Origin of the sequence: Sphingomicrobium sediminis, from assembly GCF_023805295.1 — a bacterium.
GTDB lineage: Bacteria > Pseudomonadota > Alphaproteobacteria > Sphingomonadales > Sphingomonadaceae > Sphingomicrobium > Sphingomicrobium sediminis.
The window spans coordinates 56,830-73,931 of the sequence record NZ_JAMSHT010000001.1 but is presented as its reverse complement, the minus strand read 5'-3'; the positions used below and the strand labels follow the sequence as shown (position 1 = coordinate 73,931).

The following is a 17,102-nucleotide window of genomic DNA, read 5'->3' as shown; positions in this document are numbered from 1 at the left end:
TCATAAGAGAGACACAGTCATGCGTATCGAGAAAACCCTTCTAGCCGCCATCGGTGCGGCCCTGATGACGGCGAGCCCTGCGGCAGCGTCGAGCGTCGACCTGTACCCGCAAGAAGTGCAGGACCGCGACCAGGATCGCGCCTACAACAGCGCCCGCAATGGCGAAGCGATGCCGCTTCCCGAACTCAAGCAGCGCGTCATTCCGCGTATGCCTGGTTATAAGTATCTCAACGTTGAATTGCGCGGCGATTTGTATCGCTTCAAGTTCGTGCGCGACGGTCGTCTCGTGTGGGTCGACGTCGACCCTCGAACGGGCCGCATCGTCGGATCGTCGGGACGCTAGTACCGCGATCCGATCCTAAACCGATCGCCCGCCACGGCGCCTTTCACGGGCGCCGTTTTCGTATGCGCCGAGCACTTATGCGAATGAAAGTTCGCAAATGTTGACATGATCATGCTGGAATGCGAATAATTAATCGCATTTTCAACGGAGCTGACCCATGTTCGCTGATCTCTTCCCCCTCTATTTTATGCTCGCCTTTTCGGTCGCGATGCTCACGTTGGGCACTTGGCGCGAGCGGGTGCACTTGCGACGACTGCGCGAGCAAGGCCCCGATTATCGCATGCGCATTTATCGTGATTTCCTCGTCACGATCTGGCCGGCGGCCTTGCTGGGCATCGCCGTATGGTTGGCGAGCGGGCGCGATCTTGCAGCCATCGGTTTCAGCCTCGGCGAAGGCCTGGGTGCCGGCATTGCATGGGGCGCGGCGCTGGGCGGCGCGTCCTACAATTTTTACCTCGCACGCGGCGTGCGCGTGTCGCAGGAGATGCGCGATGCCATTGCCGCGCAATTGATGCGCGGTGGCGCGCTGGAACTGCTCGATCCCGCCGACGCACGGCAGGCAAACCGCTTCCAGGCCGTCGCGGTCACCGCCGGTATTACCGAGGAAATCCTGTTTCGTGGCCTGCTCATCGGCAGCCTCGCCCTCGTCATGCCGATCTGGGCAGCCGGCGTCATCGGCCTCGCCATCTTCATCCTCGCCCATGCCTATCAGGGCGCGCGCGGCATGCTGTCCATTGTCCCGATCAGCACGATCCTCACCCTGATGTTCGTCCTATCTGACAGCATCATGCCGGGCATCATCCTGCACATCGCAGTCGACATGGCCGCTGGCGTCATGCTGTGGAATACGACGCGCGAGCGCGCCGCGTTGGCCGCTAATCCCGCTTAAGCGTGAGGTAGCCCGTCGCAAAATCGGCCATCTGTTCGGCAAGCCCTTCCCCCTGGAGCGGCTTGGCGAATGGAGGGCCGACATCGGGATAGAGCCCGCCCTCGATCAATGACGTGCTGAGGAAATAAGCGAGCGCCTCGATCGCTGCCTCGCGATCCTCGACCTGCACTTCATCGGGGAACAGGTCGATCAGGGTGGCGACACCGGCCCGCGAACTTTCGATCACCGGCTCCCATTCCTTGCCGATCAATTCGGGATGCTGGTGCGAATAGAGATGCACCGCGCGCAGCAAATGGCCATGCTCGACCAAGGCGCGCCAGCTCTCGCGCATCAAATCGCGCATGGTCGCGCGCAGCCCCGCGCTCGTATCCGGCTCGAACGAGAAATTGGAGCCGATCTTCTCGCGATAGAGATCGAGCACGACCGGGATCAGCGCTTCCTTATTCTCGAAGCGGCGATAGACCGCACCGACCGACACACCGGCCTCATTGGCCAGCTCCGCAACGCTGATCGAGTCGAACGACTGGTCCTTGAGCAGCCGGTCGAGCGCGGCGACGATCTTGTCGCGCGTTTCCTTGGATCGCTTCTGCAGGGCCGGCTTTGCTCGCATGGTCGCGACTTAGTGCGCGAACAAGCCTTGGCGTCAAGCAACCGTTCATGCCATGAGCGGTTGTGTCAGTGAAACGACCGCGGAAAATCGAGGAATATATGCGCATTCTGATCGTCGAGGACGAACCCAGCCTGGGGCGCCAGCTCCGATCCACCCTTGAGGGTGCGGGCTACGCCGTCGACCTGGCAACCGACGGGGTGGACGGCCACTTCCTCGGCGAAACCGAGAGCTACGATGCCGTCGTGCTCGACCTTGGCCTGCCTGAAATGGACGGCCTCACCATTCTCAACAAATGGCGCAAGCAGGACCGCGACATGCCGGTCCTCGTGCTCACCGCCCGCGACAGCTGGTCGGACAAGGTGGCCGGTCTCGATGCCGGTGCCGACGACTATCTCGCCAAGCCGTTCCAGACCGAAGAACTGATTGCTCGCCTGCGCGCCCTCATCCGTCGCAGTGCCGGTCATGCCAGTTCGGTGCTCGAGGCCGGCGAGATCCGCCTCGACACGCGTTCGGGCAAGGTCACGCGCGATGGCGAGCCGGTGAAGCTCACCGCGCAGGAATACAAGCTCCTCTCCTACCTCATGCACCATAAGGGCAAGGTGGTGAGCCGGACCGAGCTGATCGAACATATTTACGATCAGGACTTCGACCGCGATTCGAACACGATCGAAGTGTTCGTGACCCGCATCCGCAAGAAACTCGGTGCCGAGACGATCACGACCATTCGTGGCCTTGGCTACAGCCTCGAGGATCCGGAGGAACGTGTCGGCGACTGAGGCCCCTTCGCTCGCCGCGGACAAGGTCGAACAGGCCAATCGGCGCGAATCGCTGACCCGCCGCATGATCGGCATCGCCGCGCTCTGGATCGCGGTGCTGCTGCTGGCGGGCGGCTATGCGCTCGATCGCATTCTCACCAACACCGTCGTCCAGAATTTCGACGAGCAGTTGGAGAATGTCCTCAACGCCATGATCGCCTCTTCGGAGATCGGGCCGGAGGGTGAAGTCCGCTTCATCCGCCCGCCCGCCGACCAGCGATTCCTGGAAATCTATTCGGGCCGCTATTTCCAGATTTCGGGCGACGGCCAGATCGCCTTCCCGTCACGTTCGCTGTGGGACCGTCGTCTCGACCCCGGCGTCCAGCATGACGATCTCGACGTCCATTTCCGCAACAGCTTCGAATTTGAAGGCGAGCCACTGCGCCTCGTCGAACGCGACATCATCCTGCCCGACAGCGAGGTTGTCTGGCGCTACCAGGTCGCCGAGAGCCGCGAGGACCTGGACAGTCAGATTGCCGAATTGCGCACCACGCTGGTGCAGAGTTTCGCCGTCCTCGGCATCGGCCTCCTCATCATGGCCGCGATCCAGACGGTCTACGGCCTCTGGCCATTGCGCAGGGTCCGGCAGGAAGTCGTCGCCATCCGTACCGCCGCGCAGGAGCGGATCGACGAGGACTTCCCGCGTGAAATCACGCCATTGGTCGATGAGATCAACGAACTGCTCGCACATAGCGAGGCGCAGGCCGAGGAAGCGCGGCGTCATGCCGGCAATCTCGCCCATGCGCTCAAGACGCCGCTGACCGTCATCACCAATGCCGCGACCGCGCGAGATTCAAATCTCGACGACATTGTCTGCCGCGAGGCGACCGTGATGCGTCGGCAGGTCGACCATCATCTCGCCCGCGCCCGCGCCATCGGACGCCGCGCCAGTGCGCAGGCGCGCGCCAACGTCGCCGAAAGCCTGTCGACCATCGAGCGCGCGATTACCCGGCTCCACGAAGGCGTGACCGTCGATGTGACCGGCGACAAGTCCGCCAATGTTCGCGTCGAACGTCAGGACCTCGACGAATTGCTAGGCAACGTCGTCGAGAATGCTGCCAAATATGGCGGCGGCCGTGTCTTCGTGACGATCGAACAAGGCGAGGAGATGGTCGATATCATCGTCGAGGATGACGGCACCGGCATTCCCGAGAGCGAGCGCCAGGCCATTTTCGACCGCGGCGCGCGCCTCGACACCGGCAAGCCCGGCACCGGGCTCGGCCTCGCCATCGTGCGCGATGTCGCGCAAATCTATCGCGGCTCGGTGAGCCTGGGCGAAAGCGAGGATCTGGGCGGCCTGATGGTGCGCCTCTCCCTTCCCGCCGCGCTCGATAACGTCTAGGGGGTCCGACCATGAGCATCACGCCGATTACGCGACGCGCCGAACCCTCGCTTCAGCCGATGATGAATCTCGTCGCGGACGAGATGAATTCGGTCAACGCGATCATCCTCGATCGCATGCAGTCCAAGGTCGCGATGATCCCGGAACTGGCGGGGCATCTCATCGCCGGTGGCGGCAAACGCCTTCGCCCGATGCTGACGCTCGCCGGCGCGAGCCTGCTCGATTATCCCGGCACGCGGCACCACAAGCTGGCCGCTGCGGTCGAGTTCATCCACACCGCCACCCTGCTCCACGACGATGTCGTCGATGGCAGCGAGATGCGCCGCGGCAAGCGCGCCGCCAACCTCATCTGGGGCAATCCGGCAACCGTCCTCGTCGGCGATTTCCTGTTCAGCCGTGCCTTCGAACTGATGGTCGAGGATGGCAGCCTCAAGGTCCTCAAGGTGCTGAGCCACGCCAGCGCGGTGATCGCCGAGGGTGAAGTCGACCAGCTGACCGCCCAGCGCCGCATCGAGACCAGCGAAGAAGAATATCTGCGCATCATCGGTGCCAAGACCGCCGCGCTCTTTGCCGCGGCCTGCCAGGTCAGCCCGATCGTCGCCGAAGCCGGCGAGGAAGCCGAAGAAGCGCTCGAATCCTACGGTCGCAATCTCGGCATTGCCTTCCAGCTCATCGACGATGCCATCGACTATGCCTCGGACGAAGAGACGATGGGCAAGGGATTGGGCGATGATTTCCGCGACGGGAAGATGACGCTGCCCGTCATTCTCGCCCATGCCCGCGGGAATGAGGAAGACCGCGCCTTCTGGAAAGCGGCGATGCAGGGCGAACGCGTTTCGGACGAGGATCTCGCCCACGCCATTCGCCTGATGCGCGATACGGCAGCGCTCGATGACACGATGGAAAGTGCGCGCAGCTATGCCCGCCGCGCCATCGATGCGCTCAGCATCTTCCCCGACACCAAGGCGCACCGCGCCATGATCGAGGCGGCCGAATTCGCGGTCGCGCGCGCTTACTAGCCAGCCCATAAAGAAAGGGCCGGCGGTTGCTCGTCGCCGACCCTTTCCGCAAGGAACGTCTGAACAGACGCTACGACGCGCGGCTTGCCGTCCAGCGCACCACGCTATCGTCCCTTGGATCGGTGTTGACGCCGACCAGATTGCCGTCGGCATCGAGCGACAATTCGGTCACGCCGACCACTTCGCCATCGCTCGAAATATAGGTCTCGCGATAGCCATTGTCGGTCGCTTCGACGCGCACCGAATCGCCCGCATCATTATCGGGAATGACGACGGCATCGCCGCCGACCGTTGCGGTCCATCCCTCGCCATTGCCGCGCGAGGAATATTGGTCGCCATCGATCGAGATGGAGAAGCTGAGCCCCGCATCATCGATGTCACCCCAACCGGCAAGCTCCCAGCCGCCGGAAATGGCGTGGGCGCCATCGGGCGCGTCGCCGACACGATTATAGTTGGTCGTACCACTGATCGCCTCTTCGCCGCGCAGGTTGTTCCAGGCGATCGACATGCTCGATCCGTCTTCAGAGACGGTCCAGACCGAATTGCCGGTTTCCTCGCCTTCGAACATGCCCATCGTGCGCACGCTATTATCGTCCACGACTTCCATCATGACGGCATCGAGGCCGGGCCGGTCGACTTCATGGACTTCGCCATCGGCCGCATAGCTGAAGGGTGGATTGCAGCTTTCGCAGGTATATTGGCCATCGACCAGCAGATAGCTTTCGACGGCATTTTCCGCCGATGCGGTGTCGAGATTGACGACCCAGTCGCCAGCAATGGTGGCGGCTGCGGCTTCTGCACCGGCGGCCGCTTCTTCGTCTGCGCGACTATTGCAAGCCGACAGTGCGAGCGCTGCTGCGCCCGTGATGAGAACGAGTTTTTTCAAGATATTCCCCCTAGTTCGGCTGCCTCGAATACGCCGGGCGGCGCGTCCAAAAACCGACTTCATCGCTGCGAGTCGCAGGTCACTGGGAGTCAACTTGGGTTAACATCTCCGATTGCCCCTGCATAGATGCTGGCGGTTTTGCGCCATTTCATGCCAAGACCACAGTCACGATGCTGCCGATCGACGACGTCCTTTCCCAATTGCTCGACGCGCTGGACCGCCAGTCCCGCGCGTTGCTGGTGGCGCCGCCGGGCGCGGGCAAAACAACGCGCGTCGCGCCCGCGATGATCGATCGCGGCTGGTGCGACGGCGAGATTTTGGTGCTCGTGCCCCGGCGACTGGCGGCGCGGGCTGCGGGCGACTTCATGGCGCGTGAGCGTGGCGAGCGAACCGGCGAGACAATCGGCTATGCCACCCGTCTCGACAGCAAGCCCGGCAAGCGCGTGACCGTCATGACGCACGGCATTTTCCTCGCCCGCATCCAGGCCGATCCATCGCTCGACGGCGTCAGCGCCGTGCTGTTCGACGAGGTGCATGAGCGCAGCCTCGACAACGATCTCGCTTTGGCCTTCGCTTTGGAAAGCCAGGCGGCGCTGCGCGAAGACCTGCGCCTCCTGCTCATGTCGGCGACGCTTGATGTCGACGCCTTCAAGCCCTTGCTTGGCGACGCGCCGCTAATCGAAAGCGAGGGCAAGTCCTATCTGCTCGATGTCCACTATGTCGGGCGCGATGCGAATGCCCATGTCGAGCCGCAAATGGCCTCGGCTATACGCGCCGCATTGGCCGAGCATGACGGCTCGTTGCTCGCTTTCCTGCCTGGTGTGCGCGAGATCGAACGGACCGCCGACGCTTTGGGCAAGCTGCCCGACAATGTGATCCTCCATCGCCTGCATGGTCAGGTCGATCCGTCGGCGCAGCGCGCTGCGCTCTCCCCTCCACCCGAGGGCAAACGCAAGTTGATCCTGTCCAGCGCGATCGCGGAAACCAGCGTCACCGTGAACGATGTGCGCATCGTCGTCGACAGCGGCCTTGCCCGCCGCCCGCGCCATGATGTCGGTGCCGGCCTCACGCGGCTGGTCACCGAACGCGCCAGCCGCGCCGCCGTCACACAGCGCGCCGGGCGCGCCGGGCGCCAAGGGCCAGGCGTGGCCATCCGCTTATGGGAGGAGGCGGCCACCGCATCGCTCCCCGCGCACGACCCGCCCGAAATCGTCGATGCTGACCTAGCGCCCCTGCTCCTGTCCAGCCTACTCTGGGGCGAGGCCGATCCCACGCGGCTGCCCATGCCGACCCAGCCACCCGCCGCAGCGCTCGAGGCTGCGCGCAACCTTCTTGAAGAGCTTGGAGCGACCGATGCGGCTGACGCGCTCACCGAGCATGGCCGCGCCATGGCGAAATTGCCCTTGGAGCCCCGCCTCGCGCACATGTTGATCGCAGCAAGCGACGCAGGCTTTGGCGCCACGGCCGCGATTGCGGCGCTGCTCCTCGGTGAGCGCGGACTTGGTGGCCGCAGCGATGATTTGGAGGCGCGCGCGCGGCGCTTTCTCGGCGATCACGGCCCGCGCGCCAAGAAAGCGATGGGTCTCGCCAAGGGCTGGATGAAACGCGTCGATGCGAGGGACCGTCCGAACGCCGCCCGCATCCCTGAGGCCATCGCCCTCGCCTTCCCCGCCCGCCTGTCGCGCCGCCGCGATGCATCGGGAGAGCGCTGGCAATCGGTCGGCGGTCGCGGCTTCACGCTCGACCCCGCCAGCCCGCTCGCCCGCAGCGAATGGCTCGCGGTCGCGGAAGTGGCCGGCGCGGCAGCCGGCGCGCGCATCCTGTCCGCAGCCCCCATCGAAGCGGAAGCAGTCGAGCGCCTCATGGCAAAACGCATCGAACGCTTTGCCGAACTGGACTATGATGCGGCCAAGGGCGCCGTCCGCGCCAAGCTCGGCCGCAAGCTCGGCAGTATCCGGCTCACCAGTGCGTCCGACCCCGACCCCGATCCGGACGCGGTGGCGCAAGCGCTGCTCGACGGAATCGCCAAACATGGCCTCGAGCCCGTCCCCTTCGGAGAAGCCACCCGTCACCTTCGCCAGCGCACCGGCTATGCCCGCAGCCGTGACCCGGACCTTCCGGATTTGTCCGACGCCGCCTTGATCGAGCGGCGCGAGGAGTGGCTCGCCCCCTTGCTCGGCGGCAGCCGGAAGTTCGGCGACCTCAACAAGTCCGACCTCCATCATGCGGTGGCGGGCCTGATGGACTATACCCAGCAGCAAGCGGTCGAGCGCATCGCGCCGCGCAAATTCCAAAGCCCCGCAGGCACCAGTCACGACATCGACTATGACGCGCCCGCCGGGCCTGCGGTTCAAGTCCGCGTCCAGGCTTTGTTCGGCCTGTCCGACCACCCCATGGTAGGGACCACGCCGCTCGTGCTCGAACTCACCAGCCCTGCGGGCCGCCCGATCCAGACCACCACCGACCTTCCCGCCTTCTGGTCCGGCAGCTGGGCCGACGTCGCCAAGGAGATGCGTGGGCGCTATCCCAAGCATCGCTGGCCCGACGATCCGGCCAACGAGAAGCCCAGCCTCAAGACCAAGCGCGCATTGGGCTCTTGACCGACGCGCCGCTTCGCGTCATTTCGCCCGGCATGACCACCGCGCGCATCATCGAGGAAGTTCGCAAGACCACCCAGTCGGGCAAGGCCCAGGCCGGGCGCTGGCTGCTCATGTTCGAACGCGAGGAAAAGATGGTCGCCGACCCGCTGACGGGTTGGGCCGGCTCGGGCGACACGGATACGCAGATCCGCATGACCTTCCCGACCCTCGAGGATGCGCAGCGTTACTGCGACGAAAACGGCATCGGCTACCATGTCGTGAAGGCCGCGCCGCACCGGCTCAAGATCCAGGCCTACGCCGACAACTTCAAGTAAGTGGCCCGAAAGCCACAGCTTTCTCCCCGATTGTTGCAGTCGCACATTTAGGACTCGCTTCTGCGGGTCGCTTCTGTTTTGTTTCGAGCATGATCAATCGCTCGTTCGGTTTTGAATTTAGCGGCCGGTACACCCTGGTGTGCCGGACCAAAGCTGATTCCACGAAACTGAACTAAGCGCTTGGCCTCCCGCGGTCGGCGCGGACGAGGCCAAGATGATCCACTCTCTCCGACAATTGCGTGCCAACGGCACCGACCCTGCCATCGTGCATCTTCGCGAGAAGATCGACGCGATCGACACCGAACTCCTCTCCTTGCTCGAGCGCCGCTTCGCGCTGACCGACATGATCGGGCAGGAAAAGCAGATCGAGGGCAAGCTCGCGCTGTGCCCCGACCGCGAAACGGCGTTGCTCGATCGCCTGTCCGAGCGCCGCATCGGCCTCGACAGCAACGAGATCGAAGCGCTGTGGCGCACCATCTTCGCGTTGTCGACGCATCGTCAGAAGGCACACGACCTCATCCTCTGGGCCGAGGAACCGCAACGCGTTGCCCTCACCGAATTGGCCCGCCGCCGCTTCGGTCCGCGCGCGACGATCGTCTGGGCGCATAGCGCGGCCCATGCGATCGGCCTTGCGGCCGAGCAGGAAGCCGTCCTGCTCATGCCGCTCTATACCGACCTCGAATTGCCTGCGGGCCTCGACCTCGTGGCGCAGCTGGACCTCGACGATGCCGACGTGGCGGCAGCCGTCGCCTTGGCCCCGCTCGCCCCCTCGCCCGACCAGCAGCAGGCCGACTGGCGTAAGCGGGCACGGCGTCAGCAGGCGACCTATGGCATGGCCGACCAGCCGCGCCTCAAAGCCAACTTGAAGGCGCTCGCCAAGGCCGACGATGTCGTCGCACCCCGCGACAGCGCCACCCTGCGCCGTTCGCTTGCCGATTTGCGCCAGAATGGCGGCCTCATCATCCAAATGGGCGACTGCGCCGAGCCGATCGACCTTGACGAAAAGGCCATCGAGGCCCGCCTCGGCGCCATCGACCTCATGCGCGAGCGTCTCGCCGCAACCACGGGACAACGGGTCGTCGCGCTCGCCCGCCTTGGCGGACAATGGGCCAAGCCACGCAGCTGCCCGGTCGAATATGTCGATGGCGAGGCCCTGCCCGTCTATCGCGGCGATCTCGTCAATGGCATCGGCTCGAACAAGACTGCTCGCCGGCCCGATCCCGATCGCCTGGTCGCCGGCCACCAGCAGGCCCTGCGCGTGTCGCAACAGTCCGCCCAATATCCCGAAGTGCATCTCAGCCACGAAGCGCTGCACCTCGACTATGAATGCGCGCTCACCCGCGACACGTCCGAAGGCCGCATGGCGACCAGCGCGCACAGCCTCTGGCTCGGTGCCCGTACCGGTAACCCGGACGAGGCGCACGCCGCTTATCTCGCAGGCATCGGCAATGCGATCGGCATCAAGGTCGGCGCGGACATGGAGCCAGAACGCCTCGTCCGCTTGCTCGACATGCTCGACCCCGATCATGAAGCGGGCCGGATCATGCTCGTTTGCCGCATGGGCGCGCGCAACGTCATGAAGACCTTGCCGCGGATCGCCGATGCGGTTTGTCGCAGCGGGCATCCGGTGTTGTGGCTGTGCGATCCGATGCACGGCAATACGCGCAAGTCGGGCGGGCTAAAGACCCGCGCGATGAGCGACATGCTCGCCGAGATCCAGGATTGCGCCGAGATCCTGCGCGCCACCAGCATGCGCCTCGACGGGCTCCATCTCGAGACGACGCCCGAGCAGGTCGACGAATGTGTCGAGACCCCCTCGGGCCGCCCGGGCCTGGTCGGCTATACGAGCCTCTGTGATCCGCGCCTCAACCTCGACCAAACGCGCCGCTGCATCGACCTCATGGCAAGCCTCGCCGAATGAACGAGACCGTCCTCCATCTCGGCGACGAGACGAGCTATTCAGCGATTGCCGCCAAACGGCTCGCCCCGACGATGCGCCCTCGTCCGATCGCCAGTTTCGAGGCGATGCAGGAGGCGTTCGAAAAAGGTGCGGCTGACTTTGCCGTCATCCCGCTGCGCAACAGCCTGATCGGCGACGTACCCGATGCCGAACGCTGGACGACACGCGGCCTGCGCAAGCTCGACGAGGCCGCCATTCCCATTGCCCATGTCTTGGCGGGCTGTGGCGAGATCGGCGACATTGCCCATGTGCTCAGCCACCAGGCCGCGCTCGGCCAGTGCAGCGCCTTCATTACCCAGCATGGCTGGACCAGCGTGCCGGTCGACAGCACCTCGAAGGCCGCCCAATTGGTACGCGCCGCTCATCATCCGGCCATGGCCGCCATCTGCTCGGCGGGCGCTGCTGCCCATTACGGTCTTGCCATCATCCACGAGGATATCGCCGACAGCAGCGACAACGAGACGCTCTTCGCACTGTTCGCGCGCTAGCTTGCGCAACGCTCGTTACGAAGCCATAACGGGCAGGCCGAGCTAGGGGGCCTCCTGCAACATCCCATTATCGATCTCGTCATCGGGACACGTCCCGAGGCGATCAAGCTCGCCTCCGTCGCCCAGGCGCTGGCCCAGCGAGGATGCTCGCTTCGCGCAATCTGCACCGGGCAGCATCCGGGCCTGCAGCTGATCGACTTCGACTTCCCGCCAATTCCCCGCATCGATCTGAGATGCGTCGCCGAGACCGACCCCTTCGACCATGCCGGTCGGATCGCCGCGGCCTTCGAACGGCACATGACACCGCCGCCGGCGCTCGTGATCTGCCAGGGTGATACGGCAAGCGCGTTCGGCGGCGCCATCGCCGCACGCAAATTCAGCCTGCCTCTGGCACATGTCGAGGCTGGCCTGCGCAGTTTCGATCGCCATCACCCATGGCCCGAGGAAGATTTCCGTGTCGCCATCGACCGGCACGCGCAATTGCTCTTTGCCCCGACCGAGGAAGCCGCCACCAACCTTCGCACACAAGGCGTGAAGGGCTCGGTCCATGTCACCGGCAATAGCGGCGTGGACATGCTCAAGCGCCGCATCGCGCAACTAGCCCCGGTCCAACAATCACAGGACAAGGCGCTCCACCTACTGGTTACGTGCCACCGCCGCGAAAATTGGGGCCGGCCGCTGGACCAGGTCATGGCAGCCTTGTCACGATTGGCCATGCTCGGGACATACCGGATCGATGTGGTGATGCATCCCAATCCCGCCATCCGCTGCAAATGGACCAAGGCCTTGGGCGATCATGACAATATCGTCCTCCACCGCGCATTGCGGCATGCCGAAATGTTGCGCGCAATGCGTGATGCCGACCTCATCCTCTCGGATTCCGGCGGCATGCAGGAAGAAGCCCCCTATCTCGGTACGCCGCTTTTCATCCTCCGCCAGCGAACCGAGCGCCCGGAGGGGATCGAGACGGGCCAGCTGCGCCTGATCGGCACCGATACCGACCGGATCATCGAAGAAGTGGAGCAGCTCTTTGCCAGCCCTGCCCGGCTAGCCGCCATGCGCGCAAAAGCCGAACCCTATGGCGATGGCAAAGCCGGACAACGCATCGCCCGCATCATCGCCGACCATTTTGCACGATCGAGTGTCAGGCCAGCCGCCGCGGGCTCCGTCCGCTAAGCAAGGCCATCAAGACGCCGCTGCGCGAATTGACCCGCAGCCGGTCCAGCACCGCCTCGCAATGCCGCCGCGCCGTATTGGGACTGATGCCGAGCGTGCGCGCAATTTCCTTGTCGGAATGACCCATGGCGATCTGCTCGGCGACCTCGCTCTGCCGCTCGGACAGGCCCGCCTTGCGCCCTAGATGATTGAGATCCGCATCGCTGTCGGACAAGTCGATGGCGAGCTGTGTCCCGCGCAAATCCGGCAGGTTCGGGCCTTGCAGGACGAATACGCGCGGTTCGTCCTTCGACACCATGCCCTCCCAATCCGTGCCCTTGGCACCAGGGCTGGTCGCACAAATCTCGCCGTCATTGGCCTTCAGGATCGCGGGATAGGGAAAGATGTCGATCAGCCCGAGGAACGTGTCCCGGTCGAAACTCATCTCGTACAGGCGCTCGAAGGCAGCCACGAAGGCCGGGTGGATGAGCTTGAATTTCGCGACCGTCCGCTCGTTGCGATAATTGGGATCGTCCTTGCTTGCATAGGTGAAGACCATGATCGCTTCGCCGACCGGCAGGCGCGCGGTCATGCCGATCACCCATTCCGCCCCGGCTGGCACGAAAATGGACGTGAACCAGTCTTCGCTGCGTACCGAGTCCGGATAGACCTCCCAGTCGGGCGCGACATTGCTACCCATCTCGCGCCGCATCCGGTTAGTCGCTTCATAATCCGGGTCTTTCATGAGGAAGAAGCCCTCCTCGTCGATGCCCAGATAATTGTCGAGAATCTGCTGCTCGATCTGTGGTCCGATATTGAGCGGCACGAAAACCAGCTGGCCATCGAACCAGTTGCCCGACCAGCCTCCTTTGGCCCCGACAAATTCGGCAATGCGCTCGAGAATTTCGCGGATCGCACCCATCGAACGATCGCGCGGCAATTCGAGCAATCGGCGTTGGATTTCGGCGACTTGCTCTACTTCTGCGCTGGACAATTCCATCGCAATTTCCCCCTCAAACTTAATCTAGGGCATATGCCCTATTTTCCGCGAAACCGCCAATTTCCACAATGCAGATGGCCAAATGCAATGGCGCAGATGGCTTCATCACAGGGGAAATTGACGATGAAAAAGGCTCATCTTCTGATCGCGATGGCGAGCGCAATCCTGCTGCCGGCCGGCAGGGCGTTGCGCGTTATCGCTTCTTCAACGCGCCCGACGCCGCCTTCACCAACTTCTTCGGTCGCGAAGAGGATGATACCTATCGGATGCACAGCATCTCGGTCGGTGTGCAGGTCTCGCTCTAGAGAATCTCCGAAAGGGCTGATCACCTGTTCGTCGGTCAGCCCTTGTCGGGCATCGTCTTGATGTAGACGTCGCGCTGCGGGAAGGGGATTTCGATATTCTCTTCCTTGAAGCGCCACCAGATTGCTTTGAGCACCGCCGAACGGACATTCCCGACACCGCTTTCGGGGTCCATGATCCAGGCCTGAATCTCGAAATTGACGCTATTGTCGCCAAATTCCTTGAGCCAGACATTGGGCTTCGGGCTCTTGAGCACGCGGTCGCAAGCGGTCGTGCATTCGATCAATATCTGTTCGACCAGTTCAAGGTCGCTCGAATAGCTCACCCCCACCGGGATCTGCACGCGCACGTTGCGCGAGGAATAGGACCAGTTCTCGACCGGCTCGGTCATCAGGAGCTCGTTCGGGATGAGATGCTCCTTGCCGTCGCGCGTAATGACGCTGACGGCGCGGGTGCCGATCTTGCTGATCGCCCCGAACGTGTCGCCAACGACGATGACATCGCCCGGCTTTACCGAGCGGTCCATCAGCAGGATGATGCCGGCGATGAGGTTACCGAATGTCTTCTGGAGCCCGAAACCGACCGCGAGGCCCAGCGCGCCCGAGAAGACGGCCAAAGTCGAGAGGTCGAAGCCGACCAGATCGATACCGATGAAGAAGGCGACCGCGATGACCGCGATAGTCGCGAGTTTTTCCGCCAGCAGGCTTTGCGCAGGATCGAACCTCTTGGCGCGGCGGATGAGCCTTTTGATCCCCCACAGCGCCATGCGCGCCACCACGAACAGAATGATGACGGTGACGAGGATCGTCAGGATATCGAGCAGGCTCAGCCGATAGCTGCCAACCGCAATCGCGATCTGGTCGAGATCCTCGAACAGGCGCACCGTCGTGTCGACGGCGCCCTCGGCAATCTGTTCGGCTTGCTGTTGTGCCATAGAGCGGCACTAAAGCGGGATTTTCCGCGCGCGGCTAGAGGATATATTTCATCTTCACGCGCTGGGTCGAATGACCGGCGGGCAGGTCGAAGCGCACATCCTCGGCGCGCGGCGGCCCCATGCGGATCGCCGGATTGCCCGAAAAGCCGAAACCTTCCTTGGGAATGCCAAGCGCTTTCGACATCTTGCCATTGGCATTTTCGTCATGAAGCAGCAGCGCCACCCACGTCCCCGCGGTCAATTCCGGAACCTCGATGACGCCTTCGTCGCGAAAGGCCGGAACCTGCACCTTCACCGCACCCGGATCGTCGCGGCAGTCGAGGAAATTCTCGACGTCCTGCGTCATGCAGATGCGGATCTCGCCCTTGTCGTTGCGCACATTGTAGACCTCGACCGTCAGGCTGGCCGAGGCCGCGCTGCTAGCTACGCTCGCGGGCGAGACCGACGATGCCGGGGCCGCTGCCGTCAGCGACAGCGCGATCGCGGCGAGGCCGACGGGGCGTTTGAAATTCGCCAAGCCCGCGGTCCGTCCCGCAGACCCGGTCCCAGAAACGGAAGTAAAGTCCATAATTGCACCGATATTTCTGATGGTGAAGCTCGTGATGGCTGGCAGTTATCAGGTGGCGACCTAACCGCCCATGAACCAGCCATTTGGGAAACAATTCCCAACCCATATGATTGGTGACCCCCATCAACGTCATGATGAAGAGCACGGCGAACAGCACGCCGATATGGATCGGGATGACGAAGACCAGCACCGGGATAACGATGGCGCCGGTGAGCGATTCCCAGGGGTGGAAGCTCATCGCGGCCCAGGCCGTCGGCGGGCGACTGGCATGGTGGACCGCATGCATCTTTTTGAACAAAGGCGGCCAGTGCATCGCGCGGTGGGTCCAGTAGAACCAGGTATCGTGGAGGAAGAGGTAAAGGAACAGGCTCACCGGCATCCACCACAGCGGATAGGCGTCCGCGTCAGTGTAGACGAGGGTCCAGCCCTGCGTGTCCCAGCCCCAGGCGATGATTCCCGCAGGAATGCCGTAAATGGCAGCGCTCAATAGCGAATAGAAGATCTCCATGCGAACTTGGCGGCCCTGCTCGGCCATGCGCCCAGGAAAACGCTTCGCCGTCCACGCCGCGAACAGGCCGCTGGTCGCGAAATAGCGCAGCGCCACGATGATGCTCATCGCGATTGCGGACAGGATGATGGCGGTAACCATGGTCGAACTCATGCCATGACCCCTAGCAGCAGACAATGAAGTCTTGATTGACGAAGCGGCGTGGCGAGCCGATGGTGCGGCTTATGGGGGAGCGACCCGATCTGATCATCGTCGGCGGCGGGCTGGCAGGCGGCCTTGCGGCGCTCGCCGTCGTGCGTGCGCATCCCGATCTCGATGTCCGGCTGGTCGAGCGCGACGGCAGCCTTGGCGGCAATCATGTCTGGTCCTTCTTCGACAGCGATCTTGGCGAAGAGGAACTGGCGCTGGTGCGGCCGATGGTCGTCCAGAGCTGGGAGTGCAATTCGGTGCGCTTCCCGAAATATCGACGCGTCTTCGACCAGCGCTACAATTCGATCACCTCAGATCGCTTCGATGAGGAGCTGCGGAAAAAGCTCGGCGATCGGATCATGCATGCCGATGTCTGCGAAATCGGCCCCACTCACATCAAGCTGTCGGATGGCACCAAGATGCAGGCGGGCGCCACGCTCGATGCCCGGGGCATCAATTGCCGTCCCGAGGCGCTACGCTGCGGCTTCCAGAAATTCGTCGGCCAGATGCTCGAAGTCGAGGGCGGCCACGGCCTCAGCCACCCGATCATCATGGACGCCACCGTCGACCAGGCCGATGGTTATCGCTTCGTCTATTGCCTGCCCTTCGACGAGAACCGCGTCTTCGTCGAGGACACCTATTACCAGCTCGAGCCGCAACTCGACCGCCGCATGCTGGCGCAGCGCATCGGCGCTTATGCTGCCGAACAAGGCTGGGCCAACCACCGCGTCCTCCACGAGGAAGACGGCGTCCTGCCCGTCGTGATGGACGGCGAATGGGAGAAACTTTGGCCTAAGGACTCGCCGGTTGCGCGTGCCGGAGTGCGAGGCGGCTTCTTCCATTACCTGACCAGCTATTCGCTACCCCATGCGGCGAGCTTCGCGACCTGGCTCGCAGCGGAAATGCCGATGGATGGCGAGGCGCTCGCCAAGGCGACCCGCAAGCGGGCTACCGACCATTGGAAGGATACCGGGTTCGAGCGGATGCTGACGCGCATGCTGTTCAATGCTGCCGATCCGCCGCAGCGCTGGCGTGTGATGCAGCGCTTCTACAGCCTTCCTGCTGGGTTGATTGAGCGCTTCTATGCGGGCAAGTCCACCTTTCGAGACAAATTCCGCACGCTTGCGGGCGTCCCGCCCGTTCGCATCAGCCGCGCCATCAAGGCGATCATGGAGTAAT

Annotated in this window: 18 protein-coding genes; 12 read left to right on the top strand and 6 right to left on the bottom strand. The window is 63.5% G+C overall.

Going from position 1 to position 17,102, the window contains the following annotated elements:
* The first annotated feature begins 19 nt into the window (after positions 1 to 19).
* Together NDO55_RS00330 and NDO55_RS00325 are read left to right on the top strand one after the other, a co-directional pair.
* Positions 20 to 343 carry a PepSY domain-containing protein gene (locus NDO55_RS00330; protein WP_252111308.1) on the top strand — a complete coding sequence of 108 codons (324 nt, stop codon included), beginning with the start codon at positions 20 to 22 and terminating at the stop codon, positions 341 to 343.
* A gap of 157 nt (positions 344 to 500) precedes the next feature.
* Positions 501 to 1,232: a CPBP family intramembrane glutamic endopeptidase gene (locus NDO55_RS00325; RefSeq protein ID WP_252111306.1), complete on the top strand. Its 732-nt coding sequence runs from the start codon at positions 501 to 503 to the stop codon at positions 1,230 to 1,232.
* On the opposite strand, the gene NDO55_RS00320 is transcribed toward NDO55_RS00325, so the two are convergent.
* Complete coding sequence (locus tag NDO55_RS00320; RefSeq protein WP_252111304.1) at positions 1,219 to 1,842, bottom strand: TetR/AcrR family transcriptional regulator; 624 nt, start codon at positions 1,840 to 1,842, stop codon at positions 1,219 to 1,221. The genes NDO55_RS00325 and NDO55_RS00320 overlap by 14 nt on opposite strands.
* Positions 1,843 to 1,940: 98 nt before the next feature.
* Between NDO55_RS00320 and NDO55_RS00315 the strand changes: the two genes are divergently transcribed.
* The 3 genes from NDO55_RS00315 to NDO55_RS00305 all read left to right on the top strand — a co-directional run bounded on the left by NDO55_RS00315 (position 1,941) and on the right by NDO55_RS00305 (position 5,018).
* On the top strand, positions 1,941 to 2,618 hold the full coding sequence (locus NDO55_RS00315) for a response regulator (RefSeq protein ID WP_252111302.1): 678 nt from the start codon (positions 1,941 to 1,943) through the stop codon (positions 2,616 to 2,618).
* 64 nt (positions 2,619 to 2,682) lie between these two features.
* Positions 2,683 to 3,999 (top strand): ATP-binding protein, encoded by a 1,317-nt coding sequence (locus tag NDO55_RS00310; protein ID WP_252115480.1) that lies wholly within the window; start codon positions 2,683 to 2,685, stop codon positions 3,997 to 3,999.
* 11 nt (positions 4,000 to 4,010) lie between these two features.
* On the top strand, positions 4,011 to 5,018 hold the full coding sequence (locus NDO55_RS00305) for a polyprenyl synthetase family protein (protein ID WP_252111300.1): 1,008 nt from the start codon (positions 4,011 to 4,013) through the stop codon (positions 5,016 to 5,018).
* 70 nt (positions 5,019 to 5,088) lie between these two features.
* On the opposite strand, the gene NDO55_RS00300 is transcribed toward NDO55_RS00305, so the two are convergent.
* Positions 5,089 to 5,904: a hypothetical protein gene (locus NDO55_RS00300; protein ID WP_252111298.1), complete on the bottom strand. Its 816-nt coding sequence runs from the start codon at positions 5,902 to 5,904 to the stop codon at positions 5,089 to 5,091.
* Between the two features lie 170 nt (positions 5,905 to 6,074).
* Here NDO55_RS00300 and hrpB point away from each other — a divergent pair, with 170 nt between their 5' ends.
* The 5 genes from hrpB (at position 6,075) to wecB (ending at position 12,442) form a co-directional block, all read left to right on the top strand.
* On the top strand, positions 6,075 to 8,504 hold the full coding sequence (gene hrpB, locus NDO55_RS00295; protein WP_252111296.1) for an ATP-dependent helicase HrpB: 2,430 nt from the start codon (positions 6,075 to 6,077) through the stop codon (positions 8,502 to 8,504).
* 32 nt (positions 8,505 to 8,536) lie between these two features.
* Positions 8,537 to 8,818, top strand: coding sequence for an NADH dehydrogenase ubiquinone Fe-S protein 4 (locus NDO55_RS00290; protein WP_252111293.1), 282 nt, complete (start codon positions 8,537 to 8,539; stop codon positions 8,816 to 8,818).
* 214 nt (positions 8,819 to 9,032) lie between these two features.
* Positions 9,033 to 10,739 carry a 3-deoxy-7-phosphoheptulonate synthase gene (locus NDO55_RS00285; RefSeq protein WP_252111291.1) on the top strand — a complete coding sequence of 569 codons (1,707 nt, stop codon included), beginning with the start codon at positions 9,033 to 9,035 and terminating at the stop codon, positions 10,737 to 10,739.
* Positions 10,736 to 11,266 (top strand): prephenate dehydratase domain-containing protein, encoded by a 531-nt coding sequence (locus NDO55_RS00280; RefSeq protein WP_252111289.1) that lies wholly within the window; start codon positions 10,736 to 10,738, stop codon positions 11,264 to 11,266. Before NDO55_RS00285 ends, NDO55_RS00280 begins: the two co-directional genes overlap by 4 nt.
* 54 nt (positions 11,267 to 11,320) lie before the next feature.
* Positions 11,321 to 12,442: a non-hydrolyzing UDP-N-acetylglucosamine 2-epimerase gene (gene wecB / locus NDO55_RS00275; RefSeq protein ID WP_341869978.1), complete on the top strand. Its 1,122-nt coding sequence runs from the start codon at positions 11,321 to 11,323 to the stop codon at positions 12,440 to 12,442.
* Here the strand turns inward: wecB and NDO55_RS00270 are convergent.
* Positions 12,411 to 13,421, bottom strand: a complete 1,011-nt coding sequence (locus NDO55_RS00270) for a response regulator transcription factor (protein WP_252111287.1) — start codon at positions 13,419 to 13,421, stop codon at positions 12,411 to 12,413. The two genes, wecB and NDO55_RS00270, sit on opposite strands and share 32 nt — an antisense overlap.
* Positions 13,422 to 13,495: 74 nt before the next feature.
* On the opposite strand from NDO55_RS00270, the gene NDO55_RS00265 reads away from it, so the two are divergent.
* Entirely contained in the window at positions 13,496 to 13,726 is a 231-nt protein-coding gene (locus tag NDO55_RS00265; RefSeq protein WP_252111285.1) for a hypothetical protein, read from the top strand.
* A 35-nt stretch (positions 13,727 to 13,761) separates the two neighbouring features.
* Here NDO55_RS00265 and NDO55_RS00260 read toward each other — a convergent pair whose 3' ends face one another.
* Genes NDO55_RS00260 through NDO55_RS00250 form a run of 3 tightly spaced genes read right to left on the bottom strand, consistent with a single transcriptional unit; the run spans position 13,762 to position 15,875 of the window.
* Positions 13,762 to 14,658, bottom strand: coding sequence for a mechanosensitive ion channel family protein (locus NDO55_RS00260; RefSeq protein ID WP_252111283.1), 897 nt, complete (start codon positions 14,656 to 14,658; stop codon positions 13,762 to 13,764).
* A 34-nt stretch (positions 14,659 to 14,692) separates the two neighbouring features.
* Positions 14,693 to 15,175, bottom strand: coding sequence for a DUF2141 domain-containing protein (locus tag NDO55_RS00255; RefSeq protein ID WP_252111281.1), 483 nt, complete (start codon positions 15,173 to 15,175; stop codon positions 14,693 to 14,695).
* Entirely contained in the window at positions 15,078 to 15,875 is a 798-nt protein-coding gene (locus NDO55_RS00250; RefSeq protein WP_252115476.1) for a sterol desaturase family protein, read from the bottom strand. The genes NDO55_RS00255 and NDO55_RS00250 overlap by 98 nt, the downstream gene beginning before the upstream one ends.
* Positions 15,876 to 15,958: 83 nt before the next feature.
* On the opposite strand from NDO55_RS00250, the gene crtY reads away from it, so the two are divergent.
* A complete protein-coding gene (gene crtY, locus NDO55_RS00245) occupies positions 15,959 to 17,101 on the top strand; it encodes a lycopene beta-cyclase CrtY (RefSeq protein WP_252111279.1) in 1,143 nt (380 codons plus the stop codon).
* Position 17,102 lies beyond the last annotated feature (1 nt).

What these genes read in the sequence shown, in the direction of transcription:
- crtY (WP_252111279.1), top strand. Translation starts at nt 15,959, where the DNA reads ATGGGGGAGCGACCCGATCTGATCATCGTCGGCGGCGGGCTGGCAGGC.
- NDO55_RS00250 (WP_252115476.1), bottom strand. Translation starts at nt 15,875, where the DNA reads ATGGTTACCGCCATCATCCTGTCCGCAATCGCGATGAGCATCATCGTG.
- NDO55_RS00330 (WP_252111308.1), top strand. Translation starts at nt 20, where the DNA reads ATGCGTATCGAGAAAACCCTTCTAGCCGCCATCGGTGCGGCCCTGATG.
- NDO55_RS00270 (WP_252111287.1), bottom strand. Translation starts at nt 13,421, where the DNA reads ATGGAATTGTCCAGCGCAGAAGTAGAGCAAGTCGCCGAAATCCAACGC.
- NDO55_RS00260 (WP_252111283.1), bottom strand. Translation starts at nt 14,658, where the DNA reads ATGGCACAACAGCAAGCCGAACAGATTGCCGAGGGCGCCGTCGACACG.
- NDO55_RS00285 (WP_252111291.1), top strand. Translation starts at nt 9,033, where the DNA reads ATGATCCACTCTCTCCGACAATTGCGTGCCAACGGCACCGACCCTGCC.
- hrpB (WP_252111296.1), top strand. Translation starts at nt 6,075, where the DNA reads ATGCTGCCGATCGACGACGTCCTTTCCCAATTGCTCGACGCGCTGGAC.
- NDO55_RS00280 (WP_252111289.1), top strand. Translation starts at nt 10,736, where the DNA reads ATGAACGAGACCGTCCTCCATCTCGGCGACGAGACGAGCTATTCAGCG.
- NDO55_RS00320 (WP_252111304.1), bottom strand. Translation starts at nt 1,842, where the DNA reads ATGCGAGCAAAGCCGGCCCTGCAGAAGCGATCCAAGGAAACGCGCGAC.
- NDO55_RS00310 (WP_252115480.1), top strand. Translation starts at nt 2,683, where the DNA reads ATGATCGGCATCGCCGCGCTCTGGATCGCGGTGCTGCTGCTGGCGGGC.
- NDO55_RS00305 (WP_252111300.1), top strand. Translation starts at nt 4,011, where the DNA reads ATGAGCATCACGCCGATTACGCGACGCGCCGAACCCTCGCTTCAGCCG.
- NDO55_RS00265 (WP_252111285.1), top strand. Translation starts at nt 13,496, where the DNA reads ATGGCCAAATGCAATGGCGCAGATGGCTTCATCACAGGGGAAATTGAC.
- NDO55_RS00315 (WP_252111302.1), top strand. Translation starts at nt 1,941, where the DNA reads ATGCGCATTCTGATCGTCGAGGACGAACCCAGCCTGGGGCGCCAGCTC.
- NDO55_RS00290 (WP_252111293.1), top strand. Translation starts at nt 8,537, where the DNA reads ATGACCACCGCGCGCATCATCGAGGAAGTTCGCAAGACCACCCAGTCG.
- NDO55_RS00325 (WP_252111306.1), top strand. Translation starts at nt 501, where the DNA reads ATGTTCGCTGATCTCTTCCCCCTCTATTTTATGCTCGCCTTTTCGGTC.